The 22757-nt window shown below is 53.2% G+C and carries 22 protein-coding genes; 11 read left to right on the forward strand and 11 right to left on the reverse strand.

Annotated elements, in window-relative coordinates:
* Positions 1 to 134: 134 nt before the first annotated feature.
* The 3 genes from G5B47_RS14670 to nagA are packed head-to-tail and all read left to right on the forward strand — an operon-like array spanning position 135 to position 2916.
* On the forward strand, positions 135 to 1013 hold the full coding sequence (locus G5B47_RS14670; protein ID WP_165099379.1) for a MurR/RpiR family transcriptional regulator: 879 nt from the start codon (positions 135 to 137) through the stop codon (positions 1011 to 1013).
* A complete protein-coding gene (gene nagB, locus G5B47_RS14675; protein WP_165099381.1) occupies positions 1013 to 1741 on the forward strand; it encodes a glucosamine-6-phosphate deaminase in 729 nt (242 codons plus the stop codon). Before G5B47_RS14670 ends, nagB begins: the two co-directional genes overlap by 1 nt.
* Entirely contained in the window at positions 1729 to 2916 is a 1188-nt protein-coding gene (gene nagA, locus G5B47_RS14680; RefSeq protein ID WP_165099383.1) for an N-acetylglucosamine-6-phosphate deacetylase, read from the forward strand. The genes nagB and nagA overlap by 13 nt, the downstream gene beginning before the upstream one ends.
* Positions 2917 to 2990: 74 nt before the next feature.
* On the opposite strand, the gene G5B47_RS14685 is transcribed toward nagA, so the two are convergent.
* The 9 genes from G5B47_RS14685 to G5B47_RS14725 all read right to left on the reverse strand — a co-directional run bounded on the left by G5B47_RS14685 (position 2991) and on the right by G5B47_RS14725 (position 12591).
* Positions 2991 to 3830, reverse strand: a complete 840-nt coding sequence (locus tag G5B47_RS14685; protein WP_165099385.1) for a YhcN/YlaJ family sporulation lipoprotein — start codon at positions 3828 to 3830, stop codon at positions 2991 to 2993.
* A gap of 99 nt (positions 3831 to 3929) precedes the next feature.
* Positions 3930 to 4652, reverse strand: coding sequence for a glycosyltransferase (locus G5B47_RS14690; RefSeq protein WP_165099387.1), 723 nt, complete (start codon positions 4650 to 4652; stop codon positions 3930 to 3932).
* Positions 4649 to 5656, reverse strand: coding sequence for an NAD-dependent epimerase/dehydratase family protein (locus G5B47_RS14695; RefSeq protein WP_165099390.1), 1008 nt, complete (start codon positions 5654 to 5656; stop codon positions 4649 to 4651). The genes G5B47_RS14690 and G5B47_RS14695 overlap by 4 nt, the downstream gene beginning before the upstream one ends.
* Positions 5653 to 6492: a dTDP-4-dehydrorhamnose reductase family protein gene (locus G5B47_RS14700; protein WP_165099392.1), complete on the reverse strand. Its 840-nt coding sequence runs from the start codon at positions 6490 to 6492 to the stop codon at positions 5653 to 5655. The genes G5B47_RS14695 and G5B47_RS14700 overlap by 4 nt, the downstream gene beginning before the upstream one ends.
* Complete coding sequence (locus G5B47_RS14705) at positions 6489 to 7475, reverse strand: polysaccharide biosynthesis protein (RefSeq protein WP_165099395.1); 987 nt, start codon at positions 7473 to 7475, stop codon at positions 6489 to 6491. Before G5B47_RS14705 ends, G5B47_RS14700 begins: the two co-directional genes overlap by 4 nt.
* Complete coding sequence (gene wecB, locus G5B47_RS14710; RefSeq protein WP_165099398.1) at positions 7465 to 8559, reverse strand: non-hydrolyzing UDP-N-acetylglucosamine 2-epimerase; 1095 nt, start codon at positions 8557 to 8559, stop codon at positions 7465 to 7467. The genes G5B47_RS14705 and wecB overlap by 11 nt, the downstream gene beginning before the upstream one ends.
* A 50-nt stretch (positions 8560 to 8609) precedes the next feature.
* Positions 8610 to 10049: a glycosyltransferase family 4 protein gene (locus tag G5B47_RS14715; protein WP_165099401.1), complete on the reverse strand. Its 1440-nt coding sequence runs from the start codon at positions 10047 to 10049 to the stop codon at positions 8610 to 8612.
* Between the two features lie 287 nt (positions 10050 to 10336).
* Positions 10337 to 11470: a CgeB family protein gene (locus tag G5B47_RS14720; RefSeq protein WP_165099404.1), complete on the reverse strand. Its 1134-nt coding sequence runs from the start codon at positions 11468 to 11470 to the stop codon at positions 10337 to 10339.
* Positions 11471 to 11493: 23 nt separating this feature from the next.
* Positions 11494 to 12591 (reverse strand): CgeB family protein, encoded by a 1098-nt coding sequence (locus G5B47_RS14725; RefSeq protein ID WP_165099407.1) that lies wholly within the window; start codon positions 12589 to 12591, stop codon positions 11494 to 11496.
* A gap of 243 nt (positions 12592 to 12834) precedes the next feature.
* On the opposite strand from G5B47_RS14725, the gene G5B47_RS14730 reads away from it, so the two are divergent.
* From G5B47_RS14730 to G5B47_RS14765, 8 genes are all read left to right on the forward strand, one after another.
* Positions 12835 to 13143, forward strand: a complete 309-nt coding sequence (locus G5B47_RS14730; protein WP_165099410.1) for a hypothetical protein — start codon at positions 12835 to 12837, stop codon at positions 13141 to 13143.
* Positions 13144 to 13731: 588 nt separating this feature from the next.
* Positions 13732 to 14721: a hypothetical protein gene (locus G5B47_RS14735; RefSeq protein WP_165099412.1), complete on the forward strand. Its 990-nt coding sequence runs from the start codon at positions 13732 to 13734 to the stop codon at positions 14719 to 14721.
* A gap of 26 nt (positions 14722 to 14747) precedes the next feature.
* Complete coding sequence (locus G5B47_RS14740; protein WP_165099414.1) at positions 14748 to 15728, forward strand: hypothetical protein; 981 nt, start codon at positions 14748 to 14750, stop codon at positions 15726 to 15728.
* Positions 15725 to 16735 carry a glucose-1-phosphate thymidylyltransferase gene (locus G5B47_RS14745; protein ID WP_165099416.1) on the forward strand — a complete coding sequence of 337 codons (1011 nt, stop codon included), beginning with the start codon at positions 15725 to 15727 and terminating at the stop codon, positions 16733 to 16735. The genes G5B47_RS14740 and G5B47_RS14745 overlap by 4 nt, the downstream gene beginning before the upstream one ends.
* Entirely contained in the window at positions 16732 to 17295 is a 564-nt protein-coding gene (gene rfbC, locus G5B47_RS14750) for a dTDP-4-dehydrorhamnose 3,5-epimerase (protein ID WP_165099418.1), read from the forward strand. Before G5B47_RS14745 ends, rfbC begins: the two co-directional genes overlap by 4 nt.
* Complete coding sequence (locus G5B47_RS14755; RefSeq protein ID WP_165099421.1) at positions 17292 to 18233, forward strand: NAD-dependent epimerase/dehydratase family protein; 942 nt, start codon at positions 17292 to 17294, stop codon at positions 18231 to 18233. The genes rfbC and G5B47_RS14755 overlap by 4 nt, the downstream gene beginning before the upstream one ends.
* A gap of 364 nt (positions 18234 to 18597) precedes the next feature.
* The gene (locus tag G5B47_RS14760; protein ID WP_165099424.1) at positions 18598 to 19515 is read left to right on the forward strand and encodes a hypothetical protein; all 918 of its coding nucleotides are present in this window, start codon (positions 18598 to 18600) and stop codon (positions 19513 to 19515) included.
* A gap of 42 nt (positions 19516 to 19557) precedes the next feature.
* Positions 19558 to 20379 (forward strand): copper amine oxidase N-terminal domain-containing protein, encoded by an 822-nt coding sequence (locus G5B47_RS14765; RefSeq protein ID WP_165099426.1) that lies wholly within the window; start codon positions 19558 to 19560, stop codon positions 20377 to 20379.
* Between the two features lie 263 nt (positions 20380 to 20642).
* Here the strand turns inward: G5B47_RS14765 and rfbG are convergent, their stop codons facing one another.
* Together rfbG and rfbF are read right to left on the reverse strand one after the other, a co-directional pair.
* Positions 20643 to 21752, reverse strand: a complete 1110-nt coding sequence (gene rfbG, locus G5B47_RS14770; protein ID WP_165099428.1) for a CDP-glucose 4,6-dehydratase — start codon at positions 21750 to 21752, stop codon at positions 20643 to 20645.
* The gene (gene rfbF / locus G5B47_RS14775; RefSeq protein WP_165099430.1) at positions 21719 to 22489 is read right to left on the reverse strand and encodes a glucose-1-phosphate cytidylyltransferase; all 771 of its coding nucleotides are present in this window, start codon (positions 22487 to 22489) and stop codon (positions 21719 to 21721) included. Before rfbF ends, rfbG begins: the two co-directional genes overlap by 34 nt.
* Between the last annotated feature and the right edge of the window lie 268 nt (positions 22490 to 22757).

Consider the following 22757-nt stretch of genomic DNA (forward strand, 5'->3'; position numbering starts at 1 on the left):
AGGGCGGCCATTTATTATGAAAAGACCTCTTGCATCCCGCAAGCTTTTCTTTTATTCTATGTATGAAAATAATTTTCTTATTTTCGTTTATAATAACAAAAATAATTTCAATAATTGGAATACGAGGTGGACCGATGACTCCAATCCTGCATGCACTGGAGCGCGAAAAGTCCAAGCTCTCCCAAATGGAGCGCAGGCTGGCGGAGCGGATTCTTGCCTCCCCCGGCGAGATTGTCCATATGGGCATCACAGAGCTGGCGGAGCAATGCGGCATCAGCGCCGCAACGATCACACGCTTTTGCAAAGAGTTTCACTTTAAAGGCTTCCCTGATTTCAAGGTGAAGCTGGCTGCCGAAATCGCCCACGGCGATGGAGCACCCCAGGAAGGCGGTTCCTCCTATCAGGATATAATGGCCGGAAATCCGCTTTCCGTAATCGTGGAAGCCATGCAGGCGAATCACCTTGCTTCCATCCGCGACACGACGTCGCTGCTGGACATCGGGCGGCTTGAGCAGACGGTAGATTTGCTCTGCAGCGCCCGGCGGGTGGATCTGTACGGAATGGCCACCTCGTCCATCATCGCCCAGGATTTCTATCAGAAGCTGATCCGGATCGGCGTGAACTGCACGGCCTTTGCCGATTCGCACATGCAGATCACCTCGGCCTCCTCCCTGTCGGAGGGGGACGTCGCCTTTGCCATTTCGTACTCCGGGGAGACCCCGGAGACGATCGACGCGCTTCTGTGTGCGAAGAGCAGCGGCGCAGCCACGGTCTCGCTTACTTCCTATGGCAGCAGCTCGCTGGCCTCGCTCAGCGGGATATCGCTCTTCTCCTCCTCGCTGGAGCAAGGAATGCGCAGAGGAGACATGGCATCGCGGATCGCCCAGCTTCATGTGATCGATATTTTATTTACCGGGATGGTCAGCAAACGGTTCAGCGATTATATTCCGAAGTTGGAGCAATCCTACCGGAACGTCCGGCAATTCCGTCATAAACGGGGAGGTAGAGAATAATGAATATTATGAAATTTCACAACGACGAAGATTTCGTGCAGACGGGGGCCAGTCTGGTCGCCAGCCTGCTGCAGAGCAATCCAAAAGCCGTCCTCGGCCTCGCCACCGGCAGTTCGCCCATCGGCGTCTACGAGCGGCTGGTCCAGATGTACCGGGGGGGTCTCGTGAGCTTTGCCAAGGCTTCTTCCTACAATCTTGACGAATATGTAGGGCTCCCGGCAGATCATCCGGAGAGTTACCGCAGCTTCATGAACAAGCATCTGTTCAGCCATATCGACATCGACCTGTCCCGAACCCATGTGCCAAACGGCAGCGCCAAAGATCTGGAGGCCGAATGCCTGGCTTATGACCAAATGCTGGAAAATAACGGACCTGTCGATTTGCAAATCCTCGGCATCGGCAGCAACGGCCATATCGGCTTTAACGAACCGGATGCCGGGCTAAACAGCGGCACTCATGTCGTTGATTTGCTTCAGGCAACACGGGAGGCCAACGCCCGCTTCTTCCCTTCGATTGACGATGTTCCCCGGCAGGCGATTACGATGGGCGTCGGCAGTATCCTGAAAGCAAAGCAAATTCTGCTGCTCGTACGCGGCGCGGAAAAGGCCGAAGCGATCCGAAACGCGGTTCAGGGACCGATTACGACCCAGTGCCCCGCCTCTTTGCTTCAGACCCATCCGAACGTTGTCGTACTGCTTGATGAAGGAGCGGGACAATGGCTGAAGTAAATCAGGAACGGGAACAACTGCTGTATGGCATCGTGCTGACTCCCCAAGGGGTTGTCAAAGACGGCGTCATCGCGGTTCAGGACGGCATCATTGTCTATGCGGGAGAGGCGAGTTGGCTGCCGGAAGCCTGCTCCGGCTGGACGGAGGGCGAACGCAGGCTGGACGGCCTGCTCATTCCCGGCTTTGTCGATGTGCATGTGCACGGCGGCGCGGGCCATGATTTCATGTACGCCGACGCCCGGGAGATTTCGGAGACGGCCGCCTTCCATGCATCGAGCGGAACAACGACGCTGCTGGCAACGACGATGACTGCCTCCAAGGAGGCGATTGATCGCGTGCTCGCCGTCGTCAGTGCCTACCGCTCGGAAGATATGCCGTACGCACAGATAGCGGGAATCCATTTGGAAGGGCCATTCATCAGCCCGAAATGGCCAGGTGCCCAGAATCCGGAGCATATTGTTCCGCCAAACACCCTGTGGCTGGAGGAATGGGAGAGTGACTACCCGGGCCTCATCCGGCAGGTTACTCTGGCCCCTGAGCGCGAGGGCGCGGAAGCCGCTATAACCTGGCTTCGTAAGCACGGAATAACGGCCGCTCTCGGCCATACCGACGCCACATACGAGCAGGTTATCGCAGCAGCGGACGCGGGTCTTAACCAGGCGGTGCACGCGTTTAACCAGATGACCCCGCTGCATCACCGCAAGCCCGGTACTGCCGGAGCGGTCTTGTCCGATGCACGAATTCGTGCGGAGATCATCGCAGACGGCATTCATGTTCATCCGGCGGCTATTTCCATTCTGTCGCGGCTGAAAGGCCCGGAAGGCCTGATTCTGATTACCGACGCCATGTCGGCAGCCGGACTCAGCGACGGGGAATATGCCATTGGCGATCTGCCGGTTAAAGTTCAGGACGGCGTTGCCCGCCTGCGGGACAACCCGGATGCGCTTGCCGGAAGCACCCTTACTATGATCAAGGGCTTCCGCTATCTGATCCAGGAGGTGGGCCTGAGCCTAGAAGACGCTTCACGGGCGGCGAGCCTGAACCCGGCCATCTCGCTCGGGATGGAGCGCAGCATCGGATCGCTGGAAGCCGGCAAGCGGGCGGATATTCTGCTGCTGGACGGTACGCTTAACCTCCGCGGCGTATGGATCGGCGGACGGCGGCATCCTTTATAAGCTTGTTATGTAAACGGCATTAACGCAGAGGCCCATCCGCTCAGGGAAGAACCTCTGCGTTTTTTGCCGTTCATTTATCTGTTCATATCGTCCCCGGTGCGCGCAGGAAAAATACGCTCCGCCATCGTGCGGAATTCATTCACAAAGCCTTGCAGCGGTTGGCCGTTTCGCGCTTGCTCGGCATAACTATTCACGCGCTGAACGAAATCGGGATTGGCCGAGACGTACACCCGGTCAATGCCCGTCGCATTCTTTTTGACAACATCAGCGATCTTGGACTTCACTTCTTTGGAAAGCGTATCTTGAACGCTCGTCGCCGTGGTTCCCGTGGTTACTCCGTTGCCGCCAAAGAAGCCTCCACGTCCTGCCGGATTAGGTATCGCTGCGCCCATTCCCGTTCCAGGTATCGCCGCGCCCGTTCCCGTTAAGCTTCTGTTGTTATTGGCAACAGCTCCCGGCATGCTGCTCCCCCGTACCGGGTAGTGGGTACCGACTCCGGTACCGTAGCCGGTACCGTTTCCTGTTCCGTAGCCGGTGCTGCCCGGCATCATGTTCGCACCCAAACCGTTGACGCCTTTGGCCCGCATCCCTCCGGTGGCATTATTCTCCAGAGTTACAGCGACATATGCGCTGCGGCCGGCGGTTAGCACATTAGCTGTACGCACATCCTTCATGGCAGCCACGCGGTCGGCAAGCTTCTGATCAAGATCCAGCCTGTCGATCGCATGTCCCCTCACCGAATTGACATTCAGGCGGCCATCTTGCAATCCTCGTACACCATCATTTATGCGGCCGTCATGTACACTCCGTACACCGTAATTTCCTGCTGTGTTGTTGCCCCCGCATCCCGCGATTCCAACCATCCCCAACAGCAGGGCCGCGGAGACAGACAAGCCAATACTCTTTCGCAACATGCATTCACCCTCCACTCATTATGATTGCTGTTCAACAATCGTTAGGATGGCTCCCCTGAGGGCGGGCTATGCTGAAAGGATTTGGCATGAAGCAGCTCTTTATCCTCCCAAAGACGTGATGAGACTGCGCAGCGGCGGGCTGTATCGCTCTTTTAACGCCGACACTTCAGCCATAATCCGGTCATAATGCCTGATCGTGCCCATACCTTCATGACGCCGGTACCCGGTTAAGGATTGATTCAGCATTACCGGAGGATACCCGTTCAGAACCGCCCGGAACCATAAATCATAATCATGAGTAAAAGGAAGCGATTCATCGAACAAGCCGATGGCGCCAAACAGTTCCTTTTTGATCATGACCGTGCAGCCGTTTACAGGGTTGCCTTGCAGAAAGCAGCGCAGGAAATCGAGCCGATTGTCAAAAACAGCCCCGGCATTCGACTGAACGAGCTGGGATGCGGCATTGATATAATTGAAGTTGGTGTAGGAAATCAGCAGATGGTTATGCTCCATGAACAGTGACTGGTTTCTGATTTTATCGTGATAAAAGACATCGTCCGAACTCAGCCAGGCGACATAATCGCCGGAGGCATGACGAATGCCGTGATTCAGCGCAGACGCGGTGCCTCCATTGGCTTTGCCCAGATAATGAACGTGAGGATGTGCGAGGTAAGGAGCAATTTTCTCACTGTGCATGGTGGAGCCGTCGTCGATGACAATGATCTCATAAGGAGTCTGGGATTGTAACAGCGCGCTCTGCAGAGCCTGCTCAATATAGGGGCAGTTATAAAAGGGAATAATGACCGACACTTTCGCATTCATGGCGATGCTCCTTTCCGGTTGCTGCTTCGGTAATATTCCAGAATGTCGGCAAGCGAACGCTCCAGCTGCACTTCAGGGCGCCAGTTTAGGACGGACGCATGCACATGAGTAGAGACAGCCTCCGGCTGATTTTGCGGCGCTCCTGGGTCGGAGGGGTCCTTAGTCTTTTGCAGCGCTTCGGCAGCGGTGGCATTCATCGGCTCCTGCCCGGACTCTATTCCCCATTCCACCGGAACCTCAGCCCGGGTCAGACTCAGCATGCCTTCTGTAACCTCGCCAAGGCTGCGGGTTTTACCCGAGTCGACCTGGTACACGATGCCCGGTTCTCCCTGCTTCAAGATGCAATCATACGCCCTTACCGCATCCCGCACATCAAGAAAATCCCGCTGGTCTAGCCGGGAAGACAGCCGAAACGGAGATTGGGCAATCCCCTGTTCACTGCGGAAGATATGTCCGGCAAGCAGCGAGCAGAAGCCGGTAGAGGGGCCGGGGCCAATCAAGTTGCAGGGCTCCGCGACCAGCACCTTCTGCCCGAACAGCGATCCCCAGGACAGCGACATCAGTTCTTCCAGCGTCTTGCTGAGGCTGTACGGATGCGCGGCCCGCTCTCCGGCTCCCGGATTGAACTTCAGCCGCGATCCTGCCACCAGCAGACGAACTTCTCTACGGGAACGAAGCGCGTCAAGCAGATATACAGCCGCCATGACATTCGTTTCCATATATCGAACCGGGTGCTGCCACGACTCCGGTACGGAGTTTTTTCCGGCCAGATGAAGCACCTCGTCCGGAGCGGTATTCTCTATCATCTTCTTGACGGCTTCGCCATCGTTCAAATCGCAAATATAGGTCCTAACGTCTTTCGGAAATAAGCGTTCCCGGGATTCGTCCGGGAGCGCCTTTCGCAGCACTGCGGTAACCTCCGCACCTTCCGCCGCAAAATAGGCGGCTGCATGCTGCCCCGTAAAGCCGGCGGCGCCGGTAATCAGCAGCTTTCTGGCGGTCATGGATATCTCCGGCTTTGCTTCATCCAGTCCGCCAGTTCGGCAAGCATATCAGGGTAGGAAGGCAGATGAAAGGTTAAATCGGGACGTGTGCTGACCAGCGTCCTGTCCTGGACATGATCGTCATCGGGAACAATCTCGGCGTCGGTCTTGTGAAAGGCCGTCTGAATCATCCCGAGCAGCTCGTATTTACTGACCGGCTGGGGATGGGCCAGGTGAATCAGACCTGACACTTCAGAATCGAGCAGACGATCGATGGCCTTGGCCAGCGCAAGCGTCGTCACCCCGTTCCACATGACGCGGCGGTAGCCCGGAACCTTGCCGGTCTGTGACAGGAACCATCCCATGAGGCCGATGCCATTCTTTCGTATTTCAGGACCGATAATCGATGTGCGAATCGTGAGATGACCGGAAGCGCGAACCTCGCCAAGCGCCTTGGTTACCGCGTACACGGAGGTTCCGTCCGGTGCGTCTTCCTCCGTGTAGCCGCCCCGCGTTCCCTCGAACACGCAGTCGGTGCTGATGTGGATCAGCCGAGCGGATACATCGTCGGCGGCGAGCCGCAGACGATGAGGGAGGATGCCGTTGATATGATAGGCGGCAATTTTATGGTTCGCCGCGGATTGGTTGAGAACGCCCAGCGCGTTAATGATGCAGTGAGGAGAGACGATGCTTACCGTACTCTCCACTGATGCAATATCTTCCGCATCGAGTATCAGACCTTTGCGGTCGCTTTTGTCCCTGGTCGTGTAAAATACCTCGTGCTCTCCCTGAAGGCGGAAGTAATCTGCCAGCATATGCCCCGCCATGCCGTTTCCGCCGAGGATCAGCAGCTTCATTGGAGGAAACCTCCCCGGATCAGGATATCCTTGATCTCTTGTTTGGACATCAGATTGTTCGCGGAGCTGAAGCTGCTGAAGGACACCGGCTCGCATGCCTGATACCGCGCCTTCAGATCGGGCATGTCAAGCGTAGGCAGTATGACAAGATACTGCTCGTCGTATACTACAGTGGTCAGACTTTCGAAATCGCTCATCAGAATTTCATTGATCTTCTCTCCGGGGCGGATGCCCGTCTCGATGATTTTTACATGCTGTCTGTCGGATGCCTCGATGAGCACCTCGGCCAAATCGACAATCCGGCAGGTCGGCATGGTCATCACGAAAATTTCTCCGCCCACGCTGACCTCGGACGCTTTGAACAACAGGGAAATCGCATCGCTCAGCGTCAGGAAGAACCGGGTCATGTTGAAATCGGTAATCCGCACTTCACCTTTTTCGCGAATCTGCTTCATGAACAAATGGACGACGCTGCCGTTCGTTCCCAGCACATTTCCGCCCCGTACTGTGACAAACTTTGTGCTCGAGCCAAGCAGGTTCGCGTAGACGATCAGCTTCTCGCCGATAGCTTTGGTCATGCCGTAGAAGTTGGACGGATTGGCCGCCTTGTCGGTCGAGATATAAATCACTTTTTTCACCATGTTTGCTATGGCCGCTTCAATAACGTTCTGGGTACCGATGACGTTCGTCTTGAGCGCCTCGTAGGGCTGATCCTCACAGACGGGAACATGCTTCAGCGCAGCCAGATGGTACACGTAATCCACTCCCCGGCATGCAGCAATCAGCGCTTCCTTATCACGGATATCCCCGATGACAAAGCTTAATCGTCTGTCCTCGAATTCCCGGCTCATGGCTACCTGGGCGGATTCGTTCCGAGAGAATATGATGATTTCTTTCGGATTCTGGGGCAGAAGCTGCCGGATCAGTTCATGTCCCCAGGAACCGGTACCGCCGATAACCGCAATCCGTTGATTATTGAACATACAGGTTCCCTCCAAGTAAAAATTTAACTACCTTAAACGACACATCCGGGACACTATATCCGTCCGGGACTTCCCAATCGCGGTTCATCGAAGTCATCAGCCGGGCGCACCGCAAAATACTTCCGCTGTCCACTCCGGATACGACATTGCTTCCGCAGTCCACCGTCTCCGGCCGCTCGGTCGTCCGGCGGATCGTAACGGTCGGCACACCCATCAGGCAGCATTCTTCCTGAACCGTGCCGCTGTCGGTAACGGCGCAGCGTGCGTTCTTCTCCAAAGCCACGAAATCGAAGAAGCCGAACGGCTCGTAAAACTCGACGAGGCTATTCATCTGTAGTGGAAAAGAGTCCGAAAGCTTCGACCGGGTGCGGGGATGGATGCTGCAAATCAGACGAAGGCCAAAGTGCTCGGCGATCAGGTTTAAACCTTTCATGATCTCCATCAGCGACTCCGTCCGGTCGACGTTCTCGGCGCGGTGCGCGGTAACGAGAAAGTATTGTCCCGGGGTCAGGCTGAGCCTCTTCAAAATATCGCTTGCCGCAATTTGCGGCGCGTAATGCGTCATAACCTCATAAATCGGATTGCCGGTGAGCATGATCCGGGCGTTCGGAATGCCCTCGGCGGCCAGATGCCGTTTGCTCTGCGGCGTATAAGGCATATTGATGGTCGAAACGGCGTCGATGACGCGCCGGTTCTTCTCCTCCGGCACCCCCAAATCGTAGCAGCGGTTTCCCGCTTCCATATGAATGACCGGAATGCCCATCCGCTCAGCCAGAATGGCGCACAGCGCGCTGTTCGTATCGCCGAGCAGCAGAACCCGGTCCGGCTGTTCCTTGAGCAGGATCGGCTCCAGCCCGCCGAACATGGCGGCGAGCTGTCCGCCAAGTCCCGCTTGTTTCTCCTGCAGCACGTAATCCGGCGCCCGCAGACCCAGCTCCTCAAAGAAAACGCCGCTTAGACTGGCGGTAAAATTCTGGCCCGTATGCACCAGCACATGGCGGTCCGCATACCGGTCCAGAAGCGGAATAATGACGCTTAGGCGAATGATTTCGGGGCGCGTGCCCAGAATGGTCATGATTTTCATTCGTTCACTCCCCTGCTCTAAATCTTTGGTGTCATTTTAGAGTGGTGCCGCTACCGGCGCCGCGCGGCAGCGCTCCGGCGCTTGCGGGATGTCCGCCTCCGCCGGGACGCGCGGCGAGGGCGTTTCGCCCGCTTCGCGCTCCGGGGCGGCGCGGTGCGGCCGGCCAGCTTGCGCCGGAGCCGGCCGCGCCGCTTCGCTGCGCGGCGCCCTGCGGGCGAGCGCTGCGGCGAGGCCCCGGGCGCGGCGCTTTCGCCCGCGGCCTCGCCGGCGGGCGGCTCCGGCGGAGCGGCCGCAGCAGCCGGCACGGCCCAGCGGAGCAGCCACGCCTCCGCGAGCCCGCGCAGGCGCTCGCGGTAAGCCGCCGGGCCGTAGAGGGCGATCACGCGGCCGCGCGACCGGGCGCCGATCGTCGCTGCCAGCTCCGGCTGCGCGAGCAGCGCAAGGGCGCGCTCCGCAAGCGCTTCGCTGTTCTCCCGCGGAACCAGGCCTTCGCTGCAATCAACGGCCCGCATGATCTCTCCCAATCCCCCGGAATCATAGGCGACGACCGGCTTGCCGAACGAAAGTCCTTCCATGGCGGTCATGCCAAAGCCCTCGCGGACAAGACTCGGAACGACCAGCACATCCATGGCACAGTAAGTCTCCGCAATTGATTCCGCATAACTCTCAAACCGGAATCGGGAAGACAAGCCCTCCAGCCTCACCTTGCGTTTGCAGATATTGAAATATTCCTTGTCTCTAGGCTGGCCGATAACAAGGAAACGAGCATCCGGACGCTTCTGTGCCACGAGTATGGCCATATGAATAAAATGCTCCAGCCCTTTTTCCCAGATGATAAATGAGGAGATATAGCCGATGAGCGGACTAGCGGGCCCTACACGCAGCTCACGCCGCCGTTCAATCCTCAGCTTGCTCCATGCCCCGGTCATGACCTCTCTTTCGTCCCAGGTTGGCGGTAGCAGTGCGATTTTGCTTGCCCGCATTTCCTCTGTAAAAGAAAGAGCCGCCGTTTGCGATATGCAGATAATCTGATCGCTGAACCGGTTGATCACCTGGATGCTCAGCGGAGTGTTCTCGTTCTCGGTAATAATCTCGCTGATCTTCCATACCACCGGTATGCCCAGCGATTTGGCGGCTGCAGCCGGCAGAACGTGCACACAAGTGCTCGTTATGATGAAGGCGGGACGGCGCTGTTCCAGCCATGCCTTCAGCTCCTTGTACTCCCTGTCTTCCTGAAACGACCTTATGTCCTCTTCAAGTCCCGCATAGGGAGTATACATGCCGTACACAAGCGGGATCGGCAGCAGCTCCACCGGTATTCCACTGTGGCGGGCCTGCCTGGTCAGCTTGCCTTCTTGAGGAGCGACGAGCAGGCAGTCGAAGTAGGAGGACAGTTCCCGGGCAAAGAACAGCAGCAGCTTCTCGGCGCCGGTAATACTGTTGTCATTGGATACGTGGGAAAAAAGGACAACGGCAGGTTTATCAGCCATTGGCGTATTGGCGCTTCCGATCAGATGCTCTCGGAGCCGCCGCTCACCTCCCTGTTAGGTATGCAAAGCCCGGACGCTAACGGCAACCTCCTGCCGGTTCCTCCGCCCGAATAGAAAGACCTCCCCTGCCGCTCTCCAAAGTTCCGCACCGGAAACAGATTCCCGCATGATCCGGCGTCTTCTGCCTGATTTGCCATTGGCTTATCGTATGAAAGGGGCGGAGGAAGCGGACGTGACAGCTGCCCGCGGCAGGAGCACAAATTGGCACACGTAAGCCGGGCGGAGATTCATCCGAATATCGTGGTTAACAGCTGATTGACCCGCTTCGGATACGTATGCTCCCGGAGTGTCCGCTCCAGCCCTTTAAGCGCAATGGCTTGGCGTTCCTCCTCATGAGACAGGTAATAACGGATTTTATCGATCATCTCCTGCTGAGAGCCGAACGTTACAATCTCTTCTCCAGGCTTGTAGAAGGATGCCAAATCATCCCGGATGTCGCTCAGCTGCAGCGTACCGCTAGCGGCAATTTCGAAGGTTCGCGGATTCGGCGAAGCGGCCGAAATCGCCAGCGTGTTGTTGTTGGCGATATCATCCTTATGGGAACGGTGCAGATTGATCACGATTTTTGAACCGCTGTAGGCGGTCGCCGTCTCCTGCGGGGACATCCATTTGCCGATCTCGATCCGGTTGCCGTAAAGCGGTGCCTCCGGAAGCCGATCCCACCAGATACCGTTAATCACTGTATTGAACTCCATCAGCTGCGGCATAATTTCCCGGAAGAAATGGACCCGGTTCCAATATGCGGAGCCGATGAAGCTTACTTCGCGAGTGACCGGCGATCTCGAAATGGTGGGGCGGTAATGCGGACGGTAAGCCGCAAAAGGCAGATAATGCACCTCTTTACAGCCAAGCTGCCGGTAATATTCGATGCAATTTCGTTCCAGCGTGAATACATAATCATAGTGGTTCACGAGGCCCAGCGTGAAATCCGTATAATAGGGATCATCCGTCAGCCAAATCGCCGTACGAATGCCCATTCCCCGAATCCGGTCGATTTGTTCCAGCGGCAGATCCATTCCGTCCAGCACAAGTACCAAGTCCGGCTTGTTCGCACCGGCCAGTTCCAACAAGTTCTGATGCACATCGGTTACCGTTACAGCCGCCGTGAGGCCTTGCAGCGACGACAGCACGGCTTCGTCCAGCGGGGAATAGGGATATCCTTTGCCGGAAGCGACGTACATGACATGAATATTGCGAACGGGCAGCGGCTCTTCGGGGCGGCCGTCCAGAATGGCCAGACGCCCGCGGAAATAGCCTTCTTCATAGCCGTTCTTAAAACCGTTCAGCCTCCCCTGCAGCTTCGATTGCTCAGCCGTCGTGAGGGGAAGCGGCGGGACCGGAAGAATGAAATCTTTGCTCATCGTTCACTCGCTCCTTTTATTAATTAAGTTCTCGTCCGCGCCTCGTCGATCACATCAAGCAGCCTTGGCAGCCGGGCCGCAAAGGTATGATTCTGAAGTGTCGTGCGCAGAGCCCGCAAGGCGAATTTCTGCCGGGCTTTTTCGTGGTTCAGATAGTATTCAATTTTGGATTCCAGCTCCTCGGGCGAGCCGAAAGTCTCCATGTCATAACCCGGCCGGTAATGCTTCGCCAGATCCTCCCGGACATCCGTAATCTGCATGGCGCCGCAAGCGCTGATCTCATAGGTGCGCGGGTTGATCGATCTTCCGGCAATTTGATACGAATTACGGTTGTCCTGTCCCCCTTCCCAGGGACGGTGAATATTGATGACAAGCTTGGCGCCACTGTAATAATTCGCCGTTTCTCCCGGAGGAATAAAGCCTTTGTGGATGAACGGGGACAGTGTGTCAAATGTCTTCAGCCGCTCCCAGAATCCGCCGACGATAAGCGTCCGGTGCCGGATGAACATAGGGGCCAGATAGTCGAACAGCTCAGTCCGGTTAAAAAAAGCATTGCCGATAAAGACGATGTCATAGCGATACTCCGGCCCGGTACGACGGGGGTTGAACATTCCGGGATTGACGCACAGCGGCAAGTAATGCACCGATTCCGCTCCATGCGACCGGTAAAATTCAATGCACCCCAGCTCGTGCGTAAACACATGATCGTAATGCCGGCAAAGAACCGCCGTATCCTTCGTAAAATAGGGGTCGTCGACAAACCAGATGGCTGTGGTTATACCCCGCCTGCGGATTTCCGCGATCTGCTCCAAATGGTCATCCGGGAATACATGCAGTCCATTCATGACCAGCACCGCTTCAGGAGATTCCCTGGCGGCTGTCTCCAGCATGCTCTGCGCTGGGCATACGATCAGTTCGCTAACGAGACCGGTCAGCGCCTCCGTTACCCCGGCGTCAATTGCATCGAATCCCTGCGGGACATACATCAGCCTCAAGGGACGCCGGGGACCGGCAGTAACCGGAATCAACCGTCTGACAGCTTCGCACAGACCAAGATGGTAGCCATGGCTGTAACCGTCACGGTAGCCCTGTTTACGCTCCTGCAATATTTTCGCTTTCACAGCCTCACCCTACCCAGTCGTAATCTGTTGACAGAATAGTTATATGCTTTGGAGATATCCGCCTTATAGACACCTGTCCGTAAAGGCAATAAATTGGCAGATGCCCTCTGGCAACCGTACAAGCTGGAGAGATGGACCTGGACTCGACTTGGAATTAAGGAAATGCGGATGATAGAGTGGAAGAAACGACGCTATGGATTAAGTTCGGATCGAAGCATCCTTATGCAGGGGAGGAATATAACTATGGAGAATGACAAGCTGAATTTTACGCCATATGGAGCTACTGAGGAACAAGGTTCCGTCCTTTCGCTCCTATCCTTTTCATCTGCCGGTGATCCGGTCACTGGAACGGCTCGTATTCAGGAATCCGGTCACTTTCCTGGTGGGAGAGAACGGCCGATCCTGATGTTCTATTCGGGGGCGGATATTTGGCAGCTGGAAGAGGAAGGGATCCGGGAGGTGGCCTTGGAGGAAACGGAGCATTACGCAGTGACCAAGGCGTTCATGAATGACCGCGAGGGAATGCTGCGCGAGCTGTTGGGAGAGGATTGAGGTATATGTAAGGGTACCCCATAAGCAATGGAAATGGCTGCTGGATGCCTAATGTTTTTGTGCTGGAAGCAGGGCTAATGCAGAATACCTGAAATTGTGCATCTTTGGGTCGAGTAGGAACGCACGTTCAATAACATACCTGCGAAAATACAGGTTTTTTCCGGTCCACCCTCAGCTTCAGTCAGCACAGCCTCAAATACCTGTAGAGCAGCAGGTTTTCTATGTGAATAAGCGTTTTGGGTTCAAAAAGCCTGCAGATTAGCCGTTTTGAAAGACACTGCAGCAATACATATAGATGTCGGGCCGCCTCAATTACTCTATTTCGAACCATTTCCGATGGTAGAACAACAGGAGTCAGCCAAGTCTTTTTTCTATTATAGAAAGACTTGCTGGCTTCATAGCTTTTATGTGCAATTTGACCGCGGGGAGGATTTCTGTTGAGGATGGCGCCCGAGGTTCCCCGATATATTAGTATTTAAACCTTTTATTTATTGGGAGTCCAAACAGGGAGACAGGCGCCGTTACGGTATACGCATGCAACCTATATACTGCAGTATTCGGATACCAGTATAAGGAGGATGACCCATTTTGATTATCGGAACGGTTGTTAATGCATCCGGACTGCCGCATGCAAGACTTCTGGCAAATTCAGTCAAACGGCAGATGCCTTCCGCCAAAGTTTTAGTCTGTCTGGTAGAAGAGAAACCGGCAGAACCCGTGCCGGACGTTGACTGGATTTTTACGGCCAGAGAAATCTCCGCTTACCTGGGACTTTATGATTTTGACAGCTATATATTCAAATTTAACTCCCTCCAGTGCGGAACGGCGATGAAGGGGCGGCTGTTAACCTATCTTCTTGAAGCCTTTCCGGATGAAGAGCATATTGTCTATCTTGATCCGGAGATGTATGTGTTTAAGCCGCTTCACGAAATCGAACAAATGCTCAGCTGCTATGATGTTGCGTTAACCCCCCATCACCTCGAACCTTCGGACGCCTGGGATAGCTCCCGGGAAATCGGCACGCTGCAGGACGGCACCTTTCACAGCGGTCTTGTGGCCGTAAAGAACTCCCAGGAAGGACGTCATTTTGCAAAATGGTGGATGAAGATCATAGCAGGCGATTTCAGCGGTCAGCCAAGCGGGATTTTTTCGGATCAGCCTTTTCTGAATTTCGTACCCGCTTTTTTCAATGCGGGCGTCCTGCGTCATCCGGGGTATAATCTGGCATTCTGGAATCTGCACGAGAGCGGCAGAAAGGTCTATCGCATCCGGGATGAATACGTTCTAACCAACCACACCCCTCTTCGCTGCGCGAACTTCAGCAACTTTTTGGGACTGCTGGACAGCTGCATAGACACCTATTATCCCCATGACGGGACTTTTAAACAAATGTGGAACGAATATCAGCAAAATTGGGCTTGGCTGTCTCTTCAGCATCCCGCCCTGCCTTGGGCCTACGACTACTTTTACAGCGGGGAGAAAATTGCCGATGAAACCAAATTGCGCTACAGAGAAGCCAAAATAAACCGCTCAATTGAAGGGAATCCCTTCACTCTTTCGAACGACAGTGATTTCTAATCCGATCAATGAGAAGGGGGCACTCCATGATTATTTGTTCAGTGACCTGTGCCGATAATCTGCATGAGGCAAAAATGATGGCTAGAGCAGCCAAATATCACATGCCATATGCCCGGATTGTTATCTGCCTGATGGAACGGGAGATTCATCCGGCGGCACTTGACGTACCGTGGATTGATGAAGTTATTCTTGCCAAGGATCTGGGAATTCCCCATTTTGAAGGAAGTATCTTTAAATACAGTCTACTTGAGGGAGTAACCTCCATCAAACCGGCGTTTCTTCGTTTATTGTTCGACCGGTATCCGGAGGAGATGAATGTCGTATTCATGGATACCGATATCATCGCCTATGCTCCTTACGACGATCTGCTGGCCGCTCTGGAGCACCATGATATCCTGTTGTCCCCCCACCGGTTAGAGCCGAGCGACGATCCTCTGGGCTATCTGCAGCATGGCATCTTCAATACAGGCTTTCTTGCCCTTCGAAGATCGGAGGAAGCGATGCGTTTTCTGGAATGGTGGGGACAGCGGTTGTACAGCTACTGCCATTATCACGCTCCTTTTTTTGTGGACCAGAAGTGGGTGGATCTGGCACCGGCTTTTTTTAATGTTAAGGTATGGAAGCATCCGGGGTATAATGTCGCCGCCTGGAATCTGCATGAGCGCTGCCGAAAGATTGTATGGGAGGACAATGGACGATATTGGCTGGAAAACAATGTTCCTTTCGTATGCTATCACTATTCCGGATTGCACGGGATGCTGCAGTACTGCATGAGCCAGTGGATTCCCGACCGTGGAAACCCGTTATACCGGCTGCTGCAGCTCTACTTAGAGGAGATGGATGTTATGGGCAAAGAGGAGCTCTCGAAGATTCCATGGAGTTATGACTACTATCTGGACGGCACTCCTGTAACTGTCCAAGAAAGGAAAGCATACGGCAGCAATATCCAAGCTTTTGAATCTGGACGCGATCCTTTTAGCTCCCGCGAGGGAGACGGAGGAATATGAAAGGGCTGATCGTCTGCGCCGGAAAAGGTACCCGTCTAAGACCGTTTACGCTCACCAGACCAAAGACGCTCCTTCCTGTCGCCAATAAACCGATTCTGTTCTATGCGATCGAAAAGCTGGCCCAAGAAGGCATTCATGACATCGGTATCGTGATCCACCCGTCCCAGGAGGAGATGATTTGCGCCGCCGCGGGCAGCGGAGAACGATTCGGGGTATCCCTGACTTATTTGTACCAGCAAGAGCCCCGGGGCATTGCGGATGCAGTGGCTGCAGCCGAGGATTACATCGGGCAGAGTGACTTCATTCTGCTTCTCGGGGACAATCTGATCAAAGAACCGCTCAAGACGCTGATTGACCGGCTCGAGGACTCGGCCGCCTGCATCCTGCTCACTAACGTGGAGAACCCGCAGCAGTTCGGTGTTGCGGAAATCAATGAAACCCGGATTATCGCGCTGGAAGAGAAACCGAAGTTCCCCAAAAGCAATCTCGCGGTCGTCGGCAGCTATGCCTTTAAAGCCGGAATTTTTGATTATATTCGAGCCTTGACGGCTTCGGAACGGGGAGAGCTTGAAATAACGGACGCCATCCAATCGTTGATCAACTGCGGTGAAAGGGTTGCCTATGCGATAACCTCACAGCATTGCTCCGACGTAGGGACTCCAGAGCGGTGGCTTGCGGCCAACCACTGGATGATGGATGAGCTGTACGGAGAGAAGAACGGCATTTTTTCCGGGGAATCCACTCTGATTAATTGCACAGTCCATGCTCCGGTCGTTATCGGTTTCGGCTGCATTTTGAAGAACTGCACGATCGGCCCCTATGTTTCGGTCATGTCCGGAGCCCAATTGGAGGAATGCCGTATTGAGCACAGCATTCTGCTGCGGGATGTCACAGTGGCCGGAACCGGCGGTACCGTCATTACCGGCATTCTTGGTGAAGAGGCAAGCATCACAGGCACTTCCGTCAGAGGAGCAGTCGCCTTTAAGACCGGAGGAGATCAAGGATGAAGATTATCCCAAGAAGGCTGGAAGGCGTGTTTGAAATCCGGCTGACCCCTCTAAGCGATCACCGGGGGCAGTTTATGAGACTCTACGACGAATCCATCTTCGCCTCTTACGGCATCAATCGCCGCTGGATTCAGGAGAATCAGTCGGTAACGATCCACAAAGGGACGATCCGGGGACTGCATTTCCAATATTCCCCCAGTACGGAAACCAAACTTGTAAGGGTGGCTGCCGGCGCCGTGCTTGACGTATTTGTAGATTTGCGTAAAGAGTCCCCGACCTTCGGAGAATGGGACAGCATTGAACTGTCCGAAGACAACCGGGCGATGATCTATATCCCCCGCGGCTTCGCCCACGGTTTCTGCACGCTGTGCGATCACTGCGCCGTACAGTACAAAGTAGACTCGAAATTCTCTCCCGAAGAAGATAGCGGTATCTGCTGGAATGATCCGTTGGTCGCTGTGAAATGGCCGACGGACACTCCGATTCTCTCGGATAAAGACAAAAATCTGCCGACGCTGGATATGTTCCTATCGCAAAATAAAAGGCTTGATTCGGTATGAGATATATCGTAACCGGAGCGGGAGGCTTTATCGGAAGTTCTTTGTGCGACCAGCTTCGCCGGGAAGGCCATGAGGTGGTGCGGATCTTCCGCAGCCCGCCTGCGTCTGCAGCCAATTCGGTGGGAGCCTATGAGGATATTGCAGCGGATGTGCTCACGGACGGCTTCACCGGACTTCGCCTCGGCGGAGATGCCGTGATTCATTTGGCAGCCGCCAACGATATCGTTTCCAGGGATGGCCGGGAAGGCCTAAAGCTCTCTTTGATCGGGACCAAAAATGTGCTCGATTTTGCGGTGAACAACGGAATACCTCAAATGATTTTCTTTTCGACCATACAGGTGCTCGGATCGGAGCTGCAAGGGATGATCACGGAAGAGTCGGCCGTTCTGCCTGAGAACGATTATGCCGCCAATCATGCGGTGGCTGAACTGTATACGGAAATGTACGCAAGAAAGGGACTGCTGCGTGCAGTCAGCATCCGGCCGACGAATGTGTACGGCCACTTTTCCTCTCCGACGATCAACCGCTGGAGTCTGGTTCCGGCCTGCTTTTGCAGGGAAGCGTTCTTTAACAAGACCATTACCATCCGCTCTTCTGGGAGACAAAGAAGAAACTTTGTCAATGTAGAGAGTGTAGCCAAGGCGACAAGCGCCGTGCTGGCGAACTTCCCTTCTTCCTATGACACGTTGAATATCGGCTCCCCGTTTCATATGACTATTCTGGAAGCTGCGAAATGTGTAAAGCAGATTCATGATGAAATGTATCCCGATCCGGTCCAGCTCCTCATTCTAGGGGATGAGCCGCAGCAGGAGAACCGGTTTGAAATTTCCCTGCGGAAATTGGAGGACCGGTACGGATTCAAGGAGCACCTCGGGGCCGGAGATTTCCGCAAGGAGATCGGCCTCATCTTCCGCAGCCTGGAGCGCTCAGCTCAATGAGCGCTAGAGGGCGTACAGTCCCTTGCAAAATAAGAAGCCAGCAAGCCTTTCGGTTATTGAAAGACTTGGCTGGCTTCTGTTTTTTTCTATTGCAGCGTTTCAGTTTTACGCGAGTAACTTTGATAGGGTGGGGTAAGCTGTTTTTCTTGCAAGGTTTGACCAACCATCGAATCGCTTTCGCGGATTTGAGCTTAAGAAACAAACAAATGTTCGATAACAACACATCTAATAGCATATATCACCCTTCGTTAACATGAATGGTATTTATTGGTAAAATATCCCCATTAACCTAAAATAGTTTTATGTTATTGTTATCTAGTATTTGAATAAAATAAATAGGAGTTAATGTAATGAAAAAAGTGTTTTGGGCTTCTTTTCTGCCAGTTTACTAACAGCAATGGTTCTATCTTACCTACCTGCACAAGTAAACGCTGAGTCTCTTACTGACTCATACGATTTTGACAAGAAGGTTTATTCTGATGAGTTAAATAAAGCTGCAAAAGATAGTGCAAGAAATTCCAAAGAGTTTAAAGTTGATCAATTTTCAATGTCTGTAAACGGGAATAAGCTGCCTCGTGAATTTTTCACTAAAAGCGAGACTGAATCGGCAGACAAATATTTGAAACAACTTGAGCCAGATTCTATTTCTTCAAATGTAGTTACTGAAGCATTGACGGATTACGCATATAAGTGGGAATCGAACCAAAGTTATAAAGGTGTTGCTTCAAGTGTTACACTTCCATCGACTGTATCAGTCGCTGCAAACACTTCAGGGCAATATGATGTTCCTTACATCTATATTGGTATGAATAAGGCAAGCAATAATGATCCCAAAGCAGAATATGGTCTACACTATTTAGCAGCCTCACATGCATGGGTTCCATTTTGTGGTTACCATGAAAATGGAGTTTTCAAGTGGTGGCAAGGTTCACCATACTATGGATCTACAGCTGATTTAAAGATGAAAACAGATGGATATTCTGGCAGTTTAGGTAAAGTAGACCTGTATCTTAACGGAGTCCTTGTAAAAGACGACGCATTGGTTGATTTAGTTTCTGATAGTGTGAAGATTAAACGGGTTAATACTATTGTAAAACGTACAACCGTTGGAGCATATTCACCTATGACATGGAATAACACTTCAGCCTTCATGAATAATGCCTGGTATTTATGGGCAGAGTCTTCAACCATGACTGCGTCCCCTACAAATACAGTTCCATCCAAAACCATCACTAGTGGTTTGTCAAAATATTATAATGAAAATGTAGGCTTTAATCCGTAATTTTCTATTCGACAAACAACATAGGAAGAAGGTACATTCAAGATGAACAAATGGCTGAGGATTTTACTCTCGTTACTTTTATGCATGGCAATTCTACCCTCGGCGGCTGATGCTTCTGTGGATACCGTGAAGATTTACGTGAATGGGGTTCTTTCCACGCCGACAATCCCCCCTAAAATTATCCATAATCGAATCTGGATTCCCGTTAGAGTCTTGTCCAAGATATTGAATCAACACATACAATGGAATCAAGCTTCCAAAGCTCTCGTTACGACCAAAAGCAGCAAGAAGGTTGAATTGAGACTTTCAAAAGGCGTTACTTACCTAAACGGCGACCCAGTCGATGCTGATCTATCCATTCAAAATTGGCAAGGAAAGATCTATATTCCGGTCCGATTGCTGCCCTACCTATTTGATGCTTCAATTTCTTGGAATCAGGCATCCCGGACGCTCAATATCCTGTCGGACCCTACTGACGGTACTGTACCTGCGTTATCTTCTGAACTTAGAAATAAACTGAATGTGCTCGGCCTCCCTGAGGGGATATCTATTGTAGAATATTCCTTGTCAAGATCCGGAGTCCCTAATGATAGTTCCCTGCCGGAGCGACAAAATCTTGAGGGCATTGCCCTCACTTTGACGGTACAGAACAACCGAAAGGAAGCGGTTGAGAGTCAGGATCTGCTCTATACTGTTAGCAAGTCACTTCACCTGACACCTGACGATTCGGGTACTTTAACTGATAATAAAAAATCTGTTTCGATTCAGCCCAACGGTCGTGCGACCTTTATGATTTCCTCTACAGCTTACGCCAACGAGCAGATTCAAATCCGACTAAGTGATGCATCCGATGACTTGAATTGAGTTAAGTTATTACTCCAGCCTGTCGTGCAGAATAGGCATGGCAGGCTGTCTGTGTAAGTTCAAGCGCCAGTTCAATTGAAAGAGGTCGCAAACCATATTATTGTGGTGTAGTCTCCAAATAACAGAAAAGGACACTTTCAAAAAGGTGCCCTTTTCTAATTATTTGGGGTTTGTTCTTATCGTATCAGGGGACTAATGTTCAAATGACATCAGCCATTTCCATGGCATGCGGGACACCCCTTCCTTTACCAAACCTCTCCTAATCAGCCGCCAGCCTGCTCAAATCCCCCAATCTGTGCGCGGCAAAACTCAAGCATGTCTTCCCCATTCAAGTAAGCTTTATACCACGCGGCGGTCTGAGCCAGGGCCGTATCCAGATTCCATCTGGGACGCCAGCCCAGCCGGGCCTTTGCCTTGGAGCAGTCAAGCTTCAATGCAGCGGCTTCATGCAGCTTATCATCTGGCACCACTTCATAGGCAGCTCCCTCTCCCCATAAACGGCAAAAACGGCTGACTACCGATTCAACGCTCTGCGCATCCTGCTCCTCCGGCCCGAAGTTCCAGCCTTCCGCATACCGCACTCCATATTCATACAACCGCTGAGCCAGCAGCAGGTAACCGCCAAGCGGCTCCAGTACATGCTGCCAGGGGCGTACCGAACGCGGACTCCGAATGACCAGGGGAACTTGATCGCCGAAGGCCCGGAAGCTGTCGGGGATCAGCCGTTCACCGGCCCAATCTCCGCCACCGATCACATTGCCGGCCCTTGCCGATGCGATGGCCACACCGTGCTCCTCATACCGGCTAGGGTTAAAAAAGGAATCCCGGTACGAAGCGGTGACGAGCTCGGAGCAGGCTTTGCTGTTGGAATAAGGATCAAAGCCGCCAAGCCTGTCATTTTCCCGGTATCCCCAGAACCATTCCTTGTTGCTGTAGCATTTGTCCGTCGTAACGTTAACGACCGCCTTAATCCGGCCTCCTTGGGAATTATTCTGGCGCACCGCTTCGAGTACATGTACGGTTCCAAGCACATTAACCGCATACGTATCCACCGGCCGCTGATAGGATTCCCTGACGAGCGGCTGCGCGGCGAGATGAAATACAATATCCGGATCGGCATCCTGCATCGCCTTCTGCAGGCGGTCGGCATCCCGGATATCCCCCGTGATTGAGGTCAGAAGCCGGCCCGCATTAGAGCACTCGTACAGGCTGGGCTTAGTCGGAGGCGCTTCGGAGTAGCCGGCAACCTCCGCTCCAAGCCGGTGCAGCCAGATGGACAGCCAAGAACCCTTAAAGCCCGTGTGGCCGGTAAGAAACACCTTTTTGCCTTTCCAAAAGTTTATTTTTTCCACGGAGCATTCCCCGATTTCCATAATTGATCCAAATAATTCTTGTCCCGCAAAGTATCCATCGGATGCCAAAAGTCTTCGAATGGATAGCCCATCAAGTGGCCTTCACTGGCAAGACGCTCCAGCGGCTCCTGCTCAAATACCGTTCGGTCTCCCTCGATATATTGAAACACTTGCGGCTCAAGCACAAAAAAGCCCGCATTAATCCAAGAGTTGTCGCCTTTGGGCTTCTCCCTGAAAGCCTCCACCCGTTGCTGGTCATTAAGCTGCATCGCACCGAACCTTCCCGGAGGCTGGGTTACGGTTACCGTGGCTAATTTACCGTGACTGCGGTGGAATTTCAGCAGAGCGCTAAGGTCAATCGAAGAGAGTCCGTCACCGTAAGTCATCATAAAAGTCTCGTCCCCGATGAACTCGGCAATCCTTTTCAGTCTACCACCGGTCAGCGTCTCCAGCCCCGTATCCACCAGGGTAACCTTCCAGGGTTCCGCCTTGCGCTGATGAATTAACATTTCATTGTGGTTGGTGTAATCGAACGTGACATCGGAGTTATAGAGATAATAATTAGAGAAATATTCTTTGATTACATTGCCTTTATAGCCCAGACAAATGACAAAGTCGTTAAATCCATAGTGGGAATACAGTTTCATAATATGCCACAAAATCGGTTTCTCTCCAATTTCGATCATCGGCTTCGGCTTCAGATGCGATTCTTCGCTGATGCGTGTGCCGTAGCCGCCCGCCAGAATTACTGCCTTCATTCCGGACATCCCCTTTCAGGATTTATGTGAAATTGTCCTCTCAATAAACGGTTTAGAACACCATTCAGCGCGATTGGATCATGGTTCGCCATCCACTTCTCCCCCTCTTACAATAGATTCCTGCGGAGGGACTCTAGTCATGGACAATTGAACCGGGCAATCCGCATATTTTGACCAGGTTGGGCAGAAGGATGCTTAAGGTTATAGGCAGACTCCGTATGCAGCGATGAAACGGAAATCATATGATGTCTTAGTCCATATACAACGC

Source organism: Paenibacillus apii (assembly GCF_011043685.1).
In the GTDB taxonomy this organism is placed as follows: Bacteria; Bacillota; Bacilli; order Paenibacillales; family Paenibacillaceae; genus Paenibacillus_AQ; species Paenibacillus_AQ sabinae.